Consider the following 15,468-nt stretch of genomic DNA (forward strand, 5'->3'; position numbering starts at 1 on the left):
CATTTTTCAATTTACTATTTTGTATTAGTACCATTCTTCTCTCATCCGTTTTTTCATAGTTCCATCATGGAATTTCTATTAAGTGATCACCCCCTCAAAAAAGAAACCGAACAGTCTCTTTTTAGCGATAAAAATTACGGCTTACTTGGCCGTAATTTGTTTTTCCAATTCATCTAAAAGTCGTGACGATACTGTATCAATATAAACTGTATCTTGGTATAAGCGTGACAAGGCAAGTGCTCCTTCAAGAGAAGAAATCCAGATGATAGCAATCTGCTTTGCTTGAGTATCTGGTTTTAACTCTCCTTGCTCAATTCCATACGTAATAATCTTTTCAATTATTCCAAGTAATTGATTCATCGCTATCTGTGCTTGTACTGCCATGAGAGGATGGGAATCATCTGCTTCTAACGTTACGTTCATGATTGGACACCCTCCAGGAAGAGGATCATTATGAATGAGAGATGTAAAAACTGAAATAAAAGTTTTTAACTTATCCAACGTATTGGATGCTTTTTTTATCTCTTCGACATAACGCACTCCCATTTGTGAAGTTGCGTGCTGAAAGGCTTGAACAGCCAAGTCATCTTTATTTTTAAAGTGACGATAAATACCACCCTTCTCCAGCCCAGTCTCTCGCATAATATCAGAAATTGAAGAACCACTATAGCCCTTTACATTAAACAGAGCAGAGGAACGATCAAGAATCATTCTTTTTGTTAATTCACCTTTACGCATTGTGTCCTCCTAAAAGAAAACGTTTGGTCTCTTTTAAGTATATGACAAACCGAAAAGAATTAGCAAGAAAAAAATAACAGGGAATATCAATGAGTAAAAAACAAATGATACACCATCCTTACAAGAATCAGAATAAATACATGAAAAACATCTTTTATTTACAGAGGTTTAGTCTCTGCCAGTCTAGCTGCACTAATTATAGGAGCCCACTGGAAAATTTCATCTCTTAATAAACCTGTTTTTTTGCAATATATATGTAAATACATTTCAGCTAATTCCACTGAATTCTGTGAATACAATAAGTATGTCCGAAACACATCTGCATGAATATCACCTGAACTAGCATCAACCCAATCTATAATTTTCACATCACCATTACTCATAATTAAATTAAACGGATGTAAATCACCATGACATAATCTAGGTTCAAATGTGATTGAATCTAACTTTTTTAATATATTTCCCTTTTGTTTTTCATCCAGATCATGTACGGAGTTAATTTGACGATAAAGCCTTTCTTCCATCGGTTCTATTTCATCCGAGCTCACAGATATAGCATGAATTTTTTGTTGTATACTTACACAAATACTTATGAAATACTCCGCTTTACTCAAATTATTAAGCAAAAGCTCACCAACACTTTCCCCTTCTACATATTCCATAATAATAGCTTGTCTACCTTGTATCTCTGTAACTTCAAATACTTTAGGAACGTATAAACCACATGAATATGCATACTTTTGTTTTCGTGCTTCGTATAGAGATTCTGTATTAGGGAGGTATTCTTTAAACAATTTCACAACTTTATTATCACAAAGATAAATTTCAGCCGTATTTCCTTTGGCTATCGGATTTCCTAGATTCAATTCATTTCTCTCCTTACAGTAAATTAGAATAACGCCTTATAGTCCTCTATAAATTCAGTGTAATTATATTGAAACCCTTCTTCATGAAAATGAAAAAAACTTACCCCTCCCTATAATTATATAGAAAGTGGTAAGTTTAATTTTCTAGGAATATCGGAATGAAACTCCGGTGTATGCAAAATAGAAAATGAATACCCTTGTTGAATAAACAATACTTCAGTATGTTTACTTTCAAATGGAACACCATTTTTCTTAAAGTTATTTTGGATTTGTTGTAAAAACGCATGATCCGGTGTTCCGAATGAAACATGTACTTTCGGTGGTAAAGCTTTCATCGCGATTGGAATCCACGGTCGCTGCCACCAGGTTGCAACGATATATGCAGTGCCACCTATTACAAAGTTAAAAATATCCCCATCTTCCTTCGTTTTCATGTCTAGATTTGATTTCAACCATTCCGTAAATACAGGTACACTTTTAACCGGAAGACCAATTTCCCTTACGTATAAAATGTTTAACGGTGAATGCGGGACTAATACATCTTCTTTAACATAACTATGTGCGATAATTTCGAGAAGATTTCCATCACCATCTTTAAAGTATAAATTAAATAGACCATTCTCCTCACCAATTGTATGACCATCTTTCCATTTCACAATGAGTAATCCAGACTCTTTAAGCCATTTTGCCGTTTCATGAAATTTTGAATATGGGATCTCAAAAGCGAAATGCGCAGGTGCAATTGGTTCATATACTTCTTGAAAACTAATTGTTGTATACGGTGTTACTTCAAATTGAATGTATGATGCGGTTTCTTTTTTTATTGGAAAAGATAATATGTCTTTATAAACTTGTTTTACCCCTTCTATAGAAACCGTTTGTAGTTTTATATCTGATATATGTGTAATCACTTTACATTCCCCCTTGTTTCTTATTATCTATTCTTATTGTATTACACTTATAAATAGATAAAATCAAACCGAAGGGTGGATTTTTCGTGTAAAAACTACAACTTTAGTATGAATATGTTAGCTCCAATTACTTTTTATTTCCTCTATAACAACTTCTGGTTTATCCCAGTGTAACAAATGTGTAGTATCAGGAATTTCTTTTACTATACTGTCAGTTTTCTCTGCATTCTTTCCCACAAAAAAACTGATTTTCTTTTAAAGAAAATCAGCTTTTACGTTAAAATACACTATGATTTAACAGCAATAATCATAAACCTTTTTGAATTCGTACGAATACCTTTTTCGGAACTATTAGCGTCAATGAACTTTTGTAAAATATTAAAGTCCTCTTCTTTTTCTCCAAATCTAGGAATAATAGGCGTATGTTTTAATAAGAAAATAAGATCCTCAGGAGTACTGTAATAATCAGTAACATCATATTCACGTACTTGTACGAGTTCAAATCCTGCACTAATAAGTTCACCCATATAATTATCTTTTAACGTACCATCTCTTTCACCTAAACATTGCCCTCTACCAAATGCTTCTTTAAGATTTAATTTATCATGTTCGCTAACTTGTTGTGTTAAGACAAAAGCACCTTTTTTCATTACTTTTGCTAATTCAGATGCTACAAACGGCGCATGACAATTTGAAGCAATATCAAAATGAGCATGCGGAAACGTTAAAACTTCAGAATCCATTTGGAGAAACTCAACGTTTTGTACACCTGCTTTATTCAAATTAGAATGTGCTGTTTTGATCATTCCATTAGAATTATCTATTCCAATCAGTAATGCAGCTGAAGATGCTATTTTTAATATATTCTCTCCTCCACCTGTGCCAACATCAAGTAGAATATGTGATGGTTTACATCTTTCTTGCACTTCGCCATAAAAGTCCCAAGTGTCACCTACAGTTTCACACTTTAGCTTACTAAAGTCCCACCCATTTAATCGTCCCACTTTATCATAAAAACTTTTATACTCTAATTCATTCATTTTATTATTTCCCCTTTGTAAAAATGCATTAACTGTTTAGATGATTCTCGAAATAGACTCATAGTTGATATTATCGTGAAAGGGCCTACGTCTCCTTTTATATCTGCTACGCATTTTTTCAGCACCGAACAACTAGTTACTTCGAACGATACAGCATTTCATCTATATCACTTCATCCGGAAGACTGCATATATAATAACCTATAGTACTATTTAATTATATATTATAAAATACAAATTATTAAAACGATATGTTTCGACACATCATATTTAGTTTACATAATAATATTATAGTTTGTTTTTATCGATATATTCTAAATGTCCTCTTCCCCAACCACACATACTATCCAAAACAATACTGACTGTTTTTCCATGCTCAGTTAAGCTATATTCCACTTTAGGTGGTATTTCTTGATAAATTTCGCGTTTTATTAGTTGATCGTGCTCTAATTCACGAAGCTGCTTCGCTAATGTTCCTTGAGAAATGCCTGGTATTAATCGCTTTAATTCACCAAACCGTTTCGTTCCATCTGTTAATAATATAAATAAAATGAGTGGCTTCCATTTCCCACCGATTATTTGTAATGTCGCTATTACCCCTTTTAATTTCGGTTCCTCTAAATTCACTTTCCTCACCATTCCCCTCAAATCATAAATTATAATGATTAATTTTTTATATTATGTATCCATATAACAAGCGATTAGTACGAAATTTGCGACTATGTACATATAAAGTGCGTACTTTTCACTTGCAATCTTTTAGCGAATAATAAAAACATAGCAGTTTTATTTTAAAGTTTTTATTAAAGGAGGGGCTAAAATATGTCTATTACTACATTAAAAGATACTCGTATCGTTATCATTGGTGGAAGCTCTGGTATTGGATTAGTAACAGCAAAACAAGCAATCGAACAAGGCGCACATGTTATTATTGCAGGACGCTCGGAAGAAAAATTAAAAATTTCTCGAGAACTAATAAATAACAACCATCTTCAAACTTATGTATTGGATAATCAAAATAAAGAGCAATTACAAGATTTTTTCAAGACAGTTGAGAATTTTGATCATTTATTCACACCGGGAGCCTCTTACACACTTGGACCAATAACCGCTACAGAGGAAATTGCTGAAAGCAGCTTTATCGGAAAGTTTTGGCCACAATATTACGCCGTAAAATATGCGATTCCTTTTCTTTCAAAATATGGATCTATCGTGTTAATGTCCGGTGCATTTAGTCAAAGACCACTTAAAGGTGCACCTGCTTATGGCGCTTGTAATGGTGCTATTGAAAGCTTAGGGAAAGCTTTAGCTGTTGAATTAGCTCCTATTAGAGTTAATGTTGTTTCTCCTGGAACGATACGAAGAGAGAATGAACAAAATGAGAAAAGACTAGCTGCTTATGAAGATTATAAATCTCTTTCTCTTGTACAGCGACCTGGGTATAATGATGAAATTGCACATACTGTCCTGTATTTAATGCAAAATGGTTTTACTACAGGTAATGTATTATTTCCTGATGGAGGATACACATATCATTAATTTATAACAATTCAATGCCTCCTTAGATTAACTAGTATTAAGGAGGCTATTATTGTTAATCAACGAGTCCTTTGTGCTAAATATTTTCAGATGGAAATAAAGTAAAAAAGGCATATACGATACCTTTTTTACTTTATTGTTTATTTGTTTATCGGATAACAAACCTCTGTAACCCACTTATTAGGATCTGATTCCATCGCTGGACTAACGTGATAAATATTAAACATCGGTCCGGCTAATTCATAACCTTCCGTTTCAATCCATTTTGCTGCCGCCTCATTTACAGCTGTCATTTGTTCATAACTTCCGTTAACTGTTATTGAAGCTACATAGGATGGATCTATCTTTTTGAAATTAACATCTTTTGTATTTTCATGCTCCCCTAAAATATTTATCTGTATTTCTACATCCACATCATTTTCCTTATATTCTTGATCATGGAATGTAGCAATACTATAACTCGGATTAGCTATACTAATATTTTTAACATTAATTTTTTGCATCAATATACTCCATAAATCCCCTTCGCAATTATACGATAGAATAACCTTTCTAACACTTGCTACATTTCTTTCTGGAATTTCTTTTAATGCAACATGATAGTTCATTTCAATAACATCCTCTCTCATCGTTTTCATTGAGTCTTCGAGGAGACGTAATTGTTTTTTGAGATTGTCCATTTCTTCCTTTACTTGAGCACTACGATTTTCAAATTGTGACTTTATTACTTCAATATTTTCACTCTCTACTAATTCTTTAATAGTGGCAATATTAAATCCCATATCTTTTAACACTTGAATTTGATTTACTTTCTTTAATTGGGCTGCTGAATAAAATCGATAACCACTTTGCTCATCGACTTTTACTGGTTGTAATAATTCCACTTTATCGTAATGTCTCAACATACGTATGCTAATGGAAGAAAGTTTTGAAAAATCTCCTATTTTGAACATTAGTTCCTCCTATTTATTACAATTATTCGAAGCTCAACTTAAGCTTAAACAATGACATTGTGTGAGAGTCAACTATTTATAACAGTTTAAACGATTATTTAATGTATTATATTTATATAATTAAAAGCTCTTACGACTTATTTACCAATTCACTTTTCAACGCAATATATATTGATATTAATCCATTTACATTCAATAAAGTAACTATAATACTAATGAGCAACGCTACATCTGCAGAAAATATTTTAATCGTCTGCCACGGTGAATTTGTACTATAAATAAGAAGTGGAATTAAAGTAATAGATAATATTAGAAATAAACTCCCTAGAAAAATCCAGGTCATTTTTTTACAAATTTTCTTACGTTTATACTTTATTATTAACACAATTGCTGTAATAAAAAGTGCGAATATTAATATTGACATAACAATTTGAACTATTGGTATATTTTTTGGTATATCAACCGGTTCTTCACCATTCAAAATATTAATAATCCCTTTTTTAAATTCTGGTAGTGATGCTTCTTCTAAAACATGATTTTTATTCGTTAAAATCACAACACCCCAGCCAGTTTCATTTAAAATAAATATTTCTGCATGTGAATCAGGAGTTGAGCCTGAATGCCAAACCATCTTTTCGTTTCCATTTATATTTGTTGTCCTCAGTCCAAAACCATAATATTTCGCTGAATCTATTTTATATAATGGAGATAAATAAAGATCCATACTATCTTTATTTAAAAATTGTGTATGCTCTTGGTGATTCAAAAACTTAATGAATTGAATCATATCTTCTAGATTTGCTGTAATATATCCATATGGTGTCCCACCATTATCATACGACACCGTACTTTTTCTTGGTATTCCAAACCATGATTGATAACCTGTTAAATAACCCTTTTTATAAGACTCTTCACTATTTGCTGCTGCACCATTCATTCTTAATGGCTGAAAAATTTGCTTCTCCATATAAGTAGAGTATGTCTCTTTTGAAACTTCCTCAATAAGTGCACCAAGAACGAGATAATTTACATTACTATATTGATATTTTTGTCCTGGGGGAGCAGTTAATGTTACATTCGACAGTTTCATTACATTTTCTTTTATAGCCGTAGTAGTCTTTGATTGCTTATCTGATAATGCTAAACCTTCATAGGTACTCATTCCACTTGAATGTGTTAGTAGATGTTGGATTGTTATATTTGAGGCCGATTGATTATCTTTTACTTTAAACCAAGGAAGATGTTGTTGAACTGAATCCTCTAATTTTATTTTTTTATCTTCTATTAACTTGACTATAGCTAAAGCTGTTAAAGATTTACTTATTGAGCCAATCGCAAATGGGGTTTTACTAGTTACCTTTTTTTCAGACTCCCCAGTAATCCCCCATGTTTTTGTAAAGAATACACCTTTATGATGTACAATTGCAACGGAAGCTCCAGGAATGTTCTGTTCCTTTATAAATTTTTCAATATACTTATCTAATGTAACTTTAATATTTTGCTGAGCATAAACTTTTGGATGTACGATACATAATATTAATACATTACAAAGAATACAAATTTGAAATAGTTTATAGATAGTTTTCTTCATTATACTTTAGATAGCTTTCTTTTTTTATAACTTACTAGGCTAATAAATACTAATATAGAGAGCGTAAAACTAAATATTATTAATACATAGTTCCACCATTGATTCTCTGCTATACGATATAAAAGATTATAATTAAATGTATTTTTGCTATTAGTTCCGTTAAATGATTCAGTTAAAAATAGTGAAAGTGTAGTTTGTGAGATGAGGTAAGTAATAACTGCGATGAATATGCCACCTAAGATAAATGTGCTCGAATTTCCCTTTTCATTTTGAAGTTGTCTCATTTTAACTTGTAGGTCAATTTCATTTATTTCTAAAAAATCTTGAACAAATAATTGAGGCGTACCTAGATCATTTATACTATCCTCCCCATTTTCACGACATTCTTGAATATGCTCTAAAATTTGTTGTTTAATATTTCCCCTTTCTTCTAAACTTATATCGTATTGCTTTAATTCCTTAAGTACGTCAGTTAAAAATTGATTTTCTTTACCGTTTAATTCATTCCTCATTTCAGAAGGTCTCCTTTCAAACCACTTTTTAATAATGTTTGAATATCAGATTGTAATTCTAACCACTCATTAATTTTCTTCTCAAGACGTATTTTCCCGTTTTCATTAATTTCATAATAGATTCTAACTTTACCACTGTCTGTTACTTCTTGATAAGTATTTACCCACTCTTGATTTTTTAACTTAGTTAAAATAGGGTAAATACTTCCTACTCCTTTCAATTTTAAATTGTGTACTTCAAGTTCTTTCATAATTTCATAACCATAACTTTTCTTTTTCGACAAAATAGATAACACACACATTTCTAAATGACCTTTAATTAAACTTGTTTTGTCCATAGGATAAATTTAACAGAAATATATACTTCATTCAAGTATATATTTCTGTTAAATTTAAAAATTCTAATAATTATACATTCACTAAAATATTCCTTTTGTTATTATCCAAATAACCTAAATTATTATCCCCAAAAAACATTTTTATACATCAATAATTATATAATAAATGATCATAATTAACGATTTAAAACTAACTCTCACAGATAAATGTATTTACATCTTAGAAAGACTAACAAAACTTAAACATAAATGCCAACCTGTAATACTTTTCAGTTTAAAATTTAAGAATAATTTATATTGGTATTACAAATAGATTTTTCTTGCTCTATTATCTATCTACCTTAACACGTTTAAAGAAACTCTTCTTCAACATAAAAACTCATTTGCAGATTATTGCAAATGAGTTTTTAATCCCTAACTGACCACTATTTTTTATTCTTCTTAATTTAATTATTTTTCTCAAGACATTCATAAACTGCCATCATTTCTCGCTTATTCAACTCACGAATTCGATTAAATATTAGAATGTCTGCAACATCCTCAGTTCGTAAGCTTTCATCCACAACATCACTAACTTTTCCAGTTAACCATGTTTGTACATCTATGCCATCAACAATTTCTTTAAGCCCTTCATCATTAATACCACTTGCATTACAAGTTATACATGGAATTGTTAATTTAAACACGCCATCATGTAGATTATCCTCGGCTATAACTTTTTTTCCGTTACAGAATGGACATGGGTTGCTTTTTTTAATTTTATTAATTTGGGTAACTAATTTTTTATAACCAAATGCTTCATACACATATGTTAATTTTTTATATTTTCCATTTGTGAAATACTTATCTATGATAGTTTCTCTTGTTTCATTGATATTTTGGAAATCACAAATAGTCACCTTATTATTATTGCTGATTGATTCGATATTATCTTTAATTTGGCTCCAGAATGGTAAAACATTTTGTAACACCATTTCATAGTTTGAAAAGCTTGCTTGTTCTAATTCAAACATTTTCAGTGCAACTTGTGTTTTCCTAGGCAGTAAAGAGACATCTTCTGTCATAATCATATTGTCACCTACGATAGATTTCAATTTGATGAGTACAGGTAAATCTCCTACAATTTTTATTATTTCATTAAGCGGCTGATTGATAATTTCACGAATATCTGTATCTCCAAATTTAAGCGATTTTTGGTGATTTAATACAGTTGCCTCACAAATTGGACATGTCATCATTTCTTTAGAAGTCTTAATATCTTCTTTAATAGCTGCTTTTGAAATAACAATATATCCGCCAATAATTGTATTAAATCCTACCCATGTTCTACGTGTCTTTCCTTTCTTATCATAAAAGGACTTATCAAAATAGCCGTACCAAAATGTATGTTTTTCTTCCTCAGACATATCATTATAGCTCTTTGACAAATCATGACCAAGCTCATTTTTAATTTCTTCAAATAGAAATTCTATTTTTTCATATTGATAAAATTTTAATACTTTCATGATTTCCGGATCGAATAGACCATCCCAAAATGGAACATTTTTATCTTGAATTGTAATTTCTTTATCAAAAACTTCAATTTGAAGACGTCCCGAACATGATGGGCAATGATTATCCTGAGAATAGAAATCGAAGCTTCTCGTATCTTTATTAGTCGGATGAGCAGCTACAATATGATTGATCAATCCACCAATTTCATATAAGAAACTATATTGACTATACAAATGTCTTTCGAGATCAATAGCAACTACAGGTGCAATTGTATCAGATTCGTATTCACCGTAAATTAAACGAGCCATTGATGATAAGCTTTTTAATATGCCACCCTTATAGATGTTTTCTGCATTTTTAAAATAATCAATATGATTTTCTTCTAAGTAATTAATTCCATTTTGTTGATTCAGTGTTGAAGAAATATGTATTTGCTCAGCATTATTCACACTGCTTTTTTGACGATAATAATCATCATGACTTACTACATCAAGATGCTCTATAGATTCAAGCTGTCTTTTTCCAAAATCGACAATATAATCAGAACTTTCTAGCATGTAACTGTTATGCTCAATCATTATGATAGAGACTGATTCATCTTGTAATATCCCTCTAACACTATCTATAAATTGATTTAAAATATTTTGCGATAAACCTTTTGAAGGCTCATCAAAAATAAACAATGTATGTGGATTTCTTGTTTTTGCAAATAACTCAGAAACTAAATGAACACATTGAAACTCACCCGTTGATAATGTTTGTGTTTTTCGTTCTAATGTTAAATAGCCCAGTCCTAATTTGATTAGTAGGCTCAAGCGTTTATACGCAATATCTTCGTTTGGAATTTCATCAATAATATCCTCAATTGAGCGCTCAAAAATATCATCAATTTCTTCACTATACTTTGTCAGTTTCTTTTTAATATCTAAGAAAGTTGCTACAGTTGATCGACTTGTAATCGATTGGTTTCGATCTTGCCCTACCATAACTAATTTATCTTTGGGATATCGTTTCAAGAAATCTGTAGCTAAACACTCATTGACAAGTGTAGATTTCCCGCATCCAGACTCTCCTGTAACAGTTACAAGTCTATTTTTAGGAATCTGAAACTCAGTCATTTGGATATTTCGGCAATATAATTCATGGAATGTATAATATTCTGTTGGCATTTTGTAATTTCGTTCCGATAGTATTGGTTTTGGTCTTGGTGATTCTTTCACGATTTGTCCACCATATTTTCCGCTACCAGGTCCGAAGAACATTTGCTCATCTGTTGTATCCAGTACTGTATCTGAATGATCAATGAGCCAGATTTGATTTTTACACCCTAATCGCTTGATTTCTTCTAATATTTGTAATAATGTTTCATTATCAAGTCCAACTGAAATCTCATCAATAATAATTACAGTATTTTCACTAACTGCCATGAATTCAGCTAAGTAAAGTCGTGTTAATTCTCCACCTGACAACGTACCCATAATTCGATTTAATGTTAAATAACCAATGTTCATATTGATAATATTTTGCAATATATGTTGTTTTGCTTCACTAATATTTAATTCTTCTGCTAATGAAAGAATAGATTCAACACTTAAATCGTTAATATCCGAAATTGTATGTGATTTAGCAAATAACTCAATAGTACGTTGTTCAACTTCTTCACTATAACGTTTCCCCTTACATTTTTTACACTCAATATTTTTAGTAGTACCACGCCCTTTACAGCCAGCACACCAACCTAATTGATTATTAAATGAAAAGACTTCAGGAGAAAGATTAAATTCTTCCGCTAGTTTTTCACGAATCTCTTTAAAAACACCTGTATGAGTACCAATCGTCGAACGTGGATTGGAAGAAATTGATGATTTCCCTAAAAAAAGTACTAAAGGCATTTCCTCCATCTTAATGGCACTAAAATTAGTTTCCATAATATTAGGAAATAAATATTGATATTCAGCCTTTGGCAATAAGGAAACTAGACGCTTCTTTGATTCTTCACCAATTGTTTGACAAAGAGTTGTTTTTCCAGATCCAGATAAACCAGCAATACCAAGTGATTTATTAAATGGAATAACAGTATCAAGTTTATTTATGTTATTAGCAATTAATTGATTTACTTTCATATTAACCTCTATTCTTATTGTTTTTAAAAATCATTTTTATAAGATAATAATTATATAATAAATACCATGAATTTAATCCCTAATCTTTCAACTCATCAACCTTAACCTTATAATTATCAAACCAATATTCCCACACATCTTTTGAAAACACCTTCTCTTCTCCTTCTAAAACGGAAGAAAAAAGATCTAAACAAATATGCCAACCAGCTATATCTTTCGGTGTATGATCAGTTAATTCCTGAATGTATTCTTTAAGAAGTAAAAGAGAACCATTTTCCTCTTTATGTATTTCAAATCGGACACGATCTTTATCCCATGTGAATTCAAGTACTGAATTTAGTTGGCACTCTAAAATATCAATATTTAAAAATGAACCATCCATCATGTCGAACTTTATAATTCCACCTGTTTTAAGATTTTCAATCTGTAAATTAGACATCCATTTTTTAAGCTTGCTGTTTTCAGTTAAAACAGACCAAACTTCCTCTATTGTATAAGAAAATTGGCGTTCAAATTTCACAATATAGCCGTCAGTTTGTTTCTCTATTTCAGCCAACATATTTATTGCCTCCTACTTGCATATAGAATGTATGTTCTTGTTTTATTTTACACGAATTTATGTATAAAAGAAATCTCTATGGCAATGAAATATTAATTTAATGTGTGAATGGTAATTTGAACATTGATTTATTATATATTCTCTCCATATGTTTATTACAATAGGCGTACCTCAACATTTCCACAAAAAAATTCAACATGAGAAAACGTTGATTTATTTATTTTATATAATATTTCCATTAAATATTTAAAAGCAATTTCCTTTAAGATAAATGGTGTTAATAAGAGCTAATATAGTATTCAAATCAAGTTATGTAATGTTCAAAATCACTTATTATGTATGTCTAATTCCTTGCTAAACGTAGGTTTACAAAACAAATAAAAAAAGCCGCATTTGCGACTCATGAACTGATAGAACTAACACCTATTTTAGGTGAATGACTTACCTTTTAATCGCGTCAACAATTAGCGATGGAAAACCAAGTTTATCGCCTCTATTTCTAGAATCATACCTTTTCGAACGGAAAATAACGCCGTCATTCGCATCCCATTCTGTGTAATAAAATTGACCATTTTCATCACAATATTCATGTAAAACTACCTCAAATCCAGCAATTTCAAACATTTTCGTTAATGTTTTATAATTATGTACGATTTTATGGCTTGCAGCTGGGTGGTCTTTCGGGCCAGGGCCGCCTATTTGAACTATATTTTGGTAGGTTGCATCTCGGAAAAATGCATCAGGCACTCCGCACCGAATATGACCTGATGGCTTTAAAAATTTATAGCAAATTTCAGCTGTTTTTACACCTTCTTCAAAAGTAAGATGTTCCCATACATGCTCTGCTAAAATAGCTGAAATGGAATTGTATTCAAATCTTTCTTCCCAAGTGGTATTGTCTAGTAAATTAAGTTCATCTTCTTGCGTTTGAACCCAACCTGGATTATTATTAAATACTCCAGCTCCGACTACTACTTTAATTTCGTCTTGCTTAATTGCCATCACTTTCACCTCATAAATCTTTTAATGTATTAATATATTCTATGTTTACTATACATTTTCCTTTTTCAACTAAAGTGCCAGTTAGCTCAATAAGATAGGTAACAAAACTTCTGTTGTTTTTACTTATCCTCCCACATACAGCAAAAACGTTTATAGTGCAAAATAAAAAGCGAAAAGAATAATTCCCTCCGCTTTTTATAGCAATAAATACATTTCATATTGTGCTAAAGAATTCTTTTCAAATCCAGATTTCTTTAAAAACCCTTCCAGTAAATTGTTGTTTGGGAACCCAATTGATAAACTTGATAACTTTAATTCTTCACTTGCTACCTGTAATAATTTCGTCCCAACACCAATATTTCTATAGTCTTTGTCTATGAAAATAAAACTAATTTTTCCTTGTTCATTTACACATACAGAACCTTTTATATCACTATCAACATATGCACCGTAAAATGTATGATTTGTTTTTTCGATATAATCAATATCATTTTGCCAATTTATATGGAAGTTTAGCCATTTCTGAATCTCAACTTTAAATGTTGGAAATTCTAATTGTTTTACTTCAATCTTTTTATTATCTTTATTCATTATTTTAGTTAAATCATTTAAATTATAATAAGAAAGATCATATACTTTTTCATAACCTAATTTGTTATAAAAATGAATCGCCCGATCGTTTCCTACAATAACTTCAAGAAAAAGCTGCTTACATTTATTTTGTGTCGCTTCTTCTTTATGTAACTCAAATAACTTTTGACTTACACCAATGCCTCGAAATTCTGGATGAACAGCTAATGTTCCGCAGCGCATTGTTTTTATACTTTCATATACCTTAATACCACCAAGTATTACACCAACAGATTTGTCACCGTCTAACGCAATAAAGGAGTGTTCTAGCGAGTTACCTTCTGGTCCCAAAAACCGTTGTACAAAATCCTCTTTTGAAACTTCCATTTTAATAATATAATCAGAAAAACCATCTTTAAACGCTTCATATACTAAATCAATATTTACTTCATTACACCTTTTATATTGAATCATATAGAATTATCCTCCACTTACTTGTATTAAACTCAACATTCAAACACATGAAATAAACTATTACCACTATATCCATTATATCCATTATTCTTTAATTTTTAACGATATCTCTTAATTTGAAATGAGCGGACACTTTCCTATATATCTTTCACTATTAATTTGTTTTACTACAAACGGTGCAATATCCCCATTTTGAATTTTGATTCCTGGCATATCTACTAAACTCTCTTTAATATCACCAATCCCATTTCCCTCTATAACAAATGGTAATCTAACAATTGTCCAATCTATTTCACTACTTTGTATAATTTGCAATTCTTTATATTTATCCTGCATCATCTTTGGAAGAAATAATCGAAACAAATTAGCCCCTATTTTATTTGCAATTCCCTTCTGATCTCCTTTTACATTTAAGGAGCCTCCAGAAATAAGAATATAGCGCTTCATTTCATATTCCTTCATTACTTTTAAAATATGCTTCGTAACTGTACTAAAAATATAAGGTTCATTTTTCGGCTGACCCACCGCATTAATCACAGCTTTACACCCTTGAAGTAATTCCTGTATGACTGAAAAATCGCGGGCATCCCCACGGATAGTCTCTATATTTTCATTAGTTATCGTCATATTTTTAGAATTTCTCGTTAATATTCGTACTTGATAGCCCTTTTCTAACGCTTGATTTACGAGGTATTTTCCGACTTTTCCATTCGCACCAAGAATCGCTATTTTATTTGTAGCTTTCATCACTATACTCCT

The 15,468-nt window shown here is 31.0% G+C and carries 15 protein-coding genes and 1 pseudogene; 1 reads left to right on the forward strand and 15 read right to left on the reverse strand.

Translation table 11 applies throughout. The annotated features are described in order from the left end of the window. Positions 1 to 141: 141 nt before the first annotated feature. The 6 genes and pseudogenes from NSS74_RS11130 to NSS74_RS11155 form a co-directional block, all read right to left on the reverse strand. Positions 142 to 738 carry a TetR/AcrR family transcriptional regulator gene (locus NSS74_RS11130; protein WP_061690192.1) on the reverse strand — a complete coding sequence of 199 codons (597 nt, stop codon included), beginning with the start codon at positions 736 to 738 and terminating at the stop codon, positions 142 to 144. A 158-nt stretch (positions 739 to 896) separates the two neighbouring features. Continuing rightward, entirely contained in the window at positions 897 to 1,604 is a 708-nt protein-coding gene (locus tag NSS74_RS11135) for a phosphotransferase family protein (protein ID WP_149190544.1), read from the reverse strand. 116 nt (positions 1,605 to 1,720) lie between these two features. Then, complete coding sequence (locus NSS74_RS11140; RefSeq protein WP_149190543.1) at positions 1,721 to 2,515, reverse strand: VOC family protein; 795 nt, start codon at positions 2,513 to 2,515, stop codon at positions 1,721 to 1,723. Positions 2,516 to 2,632: 117 nt separating this feature from the next. Next, positions 2,633 to 2,734 (reverse strand): annotated as a pseudogene (locus NSS74_RS11145) (alpha/beta hydrolase); the annotation flags it as partial. A 68-nt stretch (positions 2,735 to 2,802) separates the two neighbouring features. Continuing rightward, positions 2,803 to 3,555, reverse strand: a complete 753-nt coding sequence (locus tag NSS74_RS11150) for a class I SAM-dependent methyltransferase (protein ID WP_340813610.1) — start codon at positions 3,553 to 3,555, stop codon at positions 2,803 to 2,805. A gap of 287 nt (positions 3,556 to 3,842) precedes the next feature. Continuing rightward, on the reverse strand, positions 3,843 to 4,193 hold the full coding sequence (locus NSS74_RS11155) for a winged helix-turn-helix transcriptional regulator (RefSeq protein ID WP_149190541.1): 351 nt from the start codon (positions 4,191 to 4,193) through the stop codon (positions 3,843 to 3,845). A gap of 183 nt (positions 4,194 to 4,376) precedes the next feature. Here NSS74_RS11155 and NSS74_RS11160 point away from each other — a divergent pair, with 183 nt between their 5' ends. Then, on the forward strand, positions 4,377 to 5,093 hold the full coding sequence (locus NSS74_RS11160) for an SDR family oxidoreductase (RefSeq protein ID WP_149190540.1): 717 nt from the start codon (positions 4,377 to 4,379) through the stop codon (positions 5,091 to 5,093). A 140-nt stretch (positions 5,094 to 5,233) separates the two neighbouring features. On the opposite strand, the gene NSS74_RS11165 is transcribed toward NSS74_RS11160, so the two are convergent. The 9 genes from NSS74_RS11165 to NSS74_RS11205 form a co-directional block, all read right to left on the reverse strand. Beyond that, positions 5,234 to 6,046: a MerR family transcriptional regulator gene (locus NSS74_RS11165; protein WP_149190539.1), complete on the reverse strand. Its 813-nt coding sequence runs from the start codon at positions 6,044 to 6,046 to the stop codon at positions 5,234 to 5,236. A gap of 130 nt (positions 6,047 to 6,176) precedes the next feature. Further along, positions 6,177 to 7,637, reverse strand: coding sequence for a serine hydrolase domain-containing protein (locus NSS74_RS11170; protein WP_340813612.1), 1,461 nt, complete (start codon positions 7,635 to 7,637; stop codon positions 6,177 to 6,179). Continuing rightward, a complete protein-coding gene (locus NSS74_RS11175) occupies positions 7,637 to 8,149 on the reverse strand; it encodes a hypothetical protein (protein ID WP_149190537.1) in 513 nt (170 codons plus the stop codon). The genes NSS74_RS11170 and NSS74_RS11175 overlap by 1 nt, the downstream gene beginning before the upstream one ends. Beyond that, positions 8,146 to 8,487 carry a PadR family transcriptional regulator gene (locus NSS74_RS11180; RefSeq protein ID WP_002032268.1) on the reverse strand — a complete coding sequence of 114 codons (342 nt, stop codon included), beginning with the start codon at positions 8,485 to 8,487 and terminating at the stop codon, positions 8,146 to 8,148. The genes NSS74_RS11175 and NSS74_RS11180 overlap by 4 nt, the downstream gene beginning before the upstream one ends. A gap of 446 nt (positions 8,488 to 8,933) precedes the next feature. Then, on the reverse strand, positions 8,934 to 12,104 hold the full coding sequence (locus NSS74_RS11185) for an ATP-binding cassette domain-containing protein (protein ID WP_340813613.1): 3,171 nt from the start codon (positions 12,102 to 12,104) through the stop codon (positions 8,934 to 8,936). Between the two features lie 79 nt (positions 12,105 to 12,183). After that, positions 12,184 to 12,663, reverse strand: a complete 480-nt coding sequence (locus tag NSS74_RS11190; RefSeq protein ID WP_149190535.1) for an SRPBCC family protein — start codon at positions 12,661 to 12,663, stop codon at positions 12,184 to 12,186. Positions 12,664 to 13,104: 441 nt separating this feature from the next. Beyond that, a complete protein-coding gene (locus tag NSS74_RS11195; protein ID WP_149190534.1) occupies positions 13,105 to 13,668 on the reverse strand; it encodes a class I SAM-dependent methyltransferase in 564 nt (187 codons plus the stop codon). A gap of 192 nt (positions 13,669 to 13,860) precedes the next feature. Continuing rightward, positions 13,861 to 14,709 carry a GNAT family N-acetyltransferase gene (locus NSS74_RS11200; protein ID WP_061675562.1) on the reverse strand — a complete coding sequence of 283 codons (849 nt, stop codon included), beginning with the start codon at positions 14,707 to 14,709 and terminating at the stop codon, positions 13,861 to 13,863. Positions 14,710 to 14,820: 111 nt separating this feature from the next. Then, complete coding sequence (locus NSS74_RS11205; protein ID WP_002032257.1) at positions 14,821 to 15,456, reverse strand: SDR family oxidoreductase; 636 nt, start codon at positions 15,454 to 15,456, stop codon at positions 14,821 to 14,823. Positions 15,457 to 15,468 lie beyond the last annotated feature (12 nt).

The organism is Bacillus sp. FSL E2-8868 (genome assembly GCF_038005505.1).
Taxonomy (GTDB): domain Bacteria; phylum Bacillota; class Bacilli; order Bacillales; family Bacillaceae_G; genus Bacillus_A; species Bacillus_A mycoides.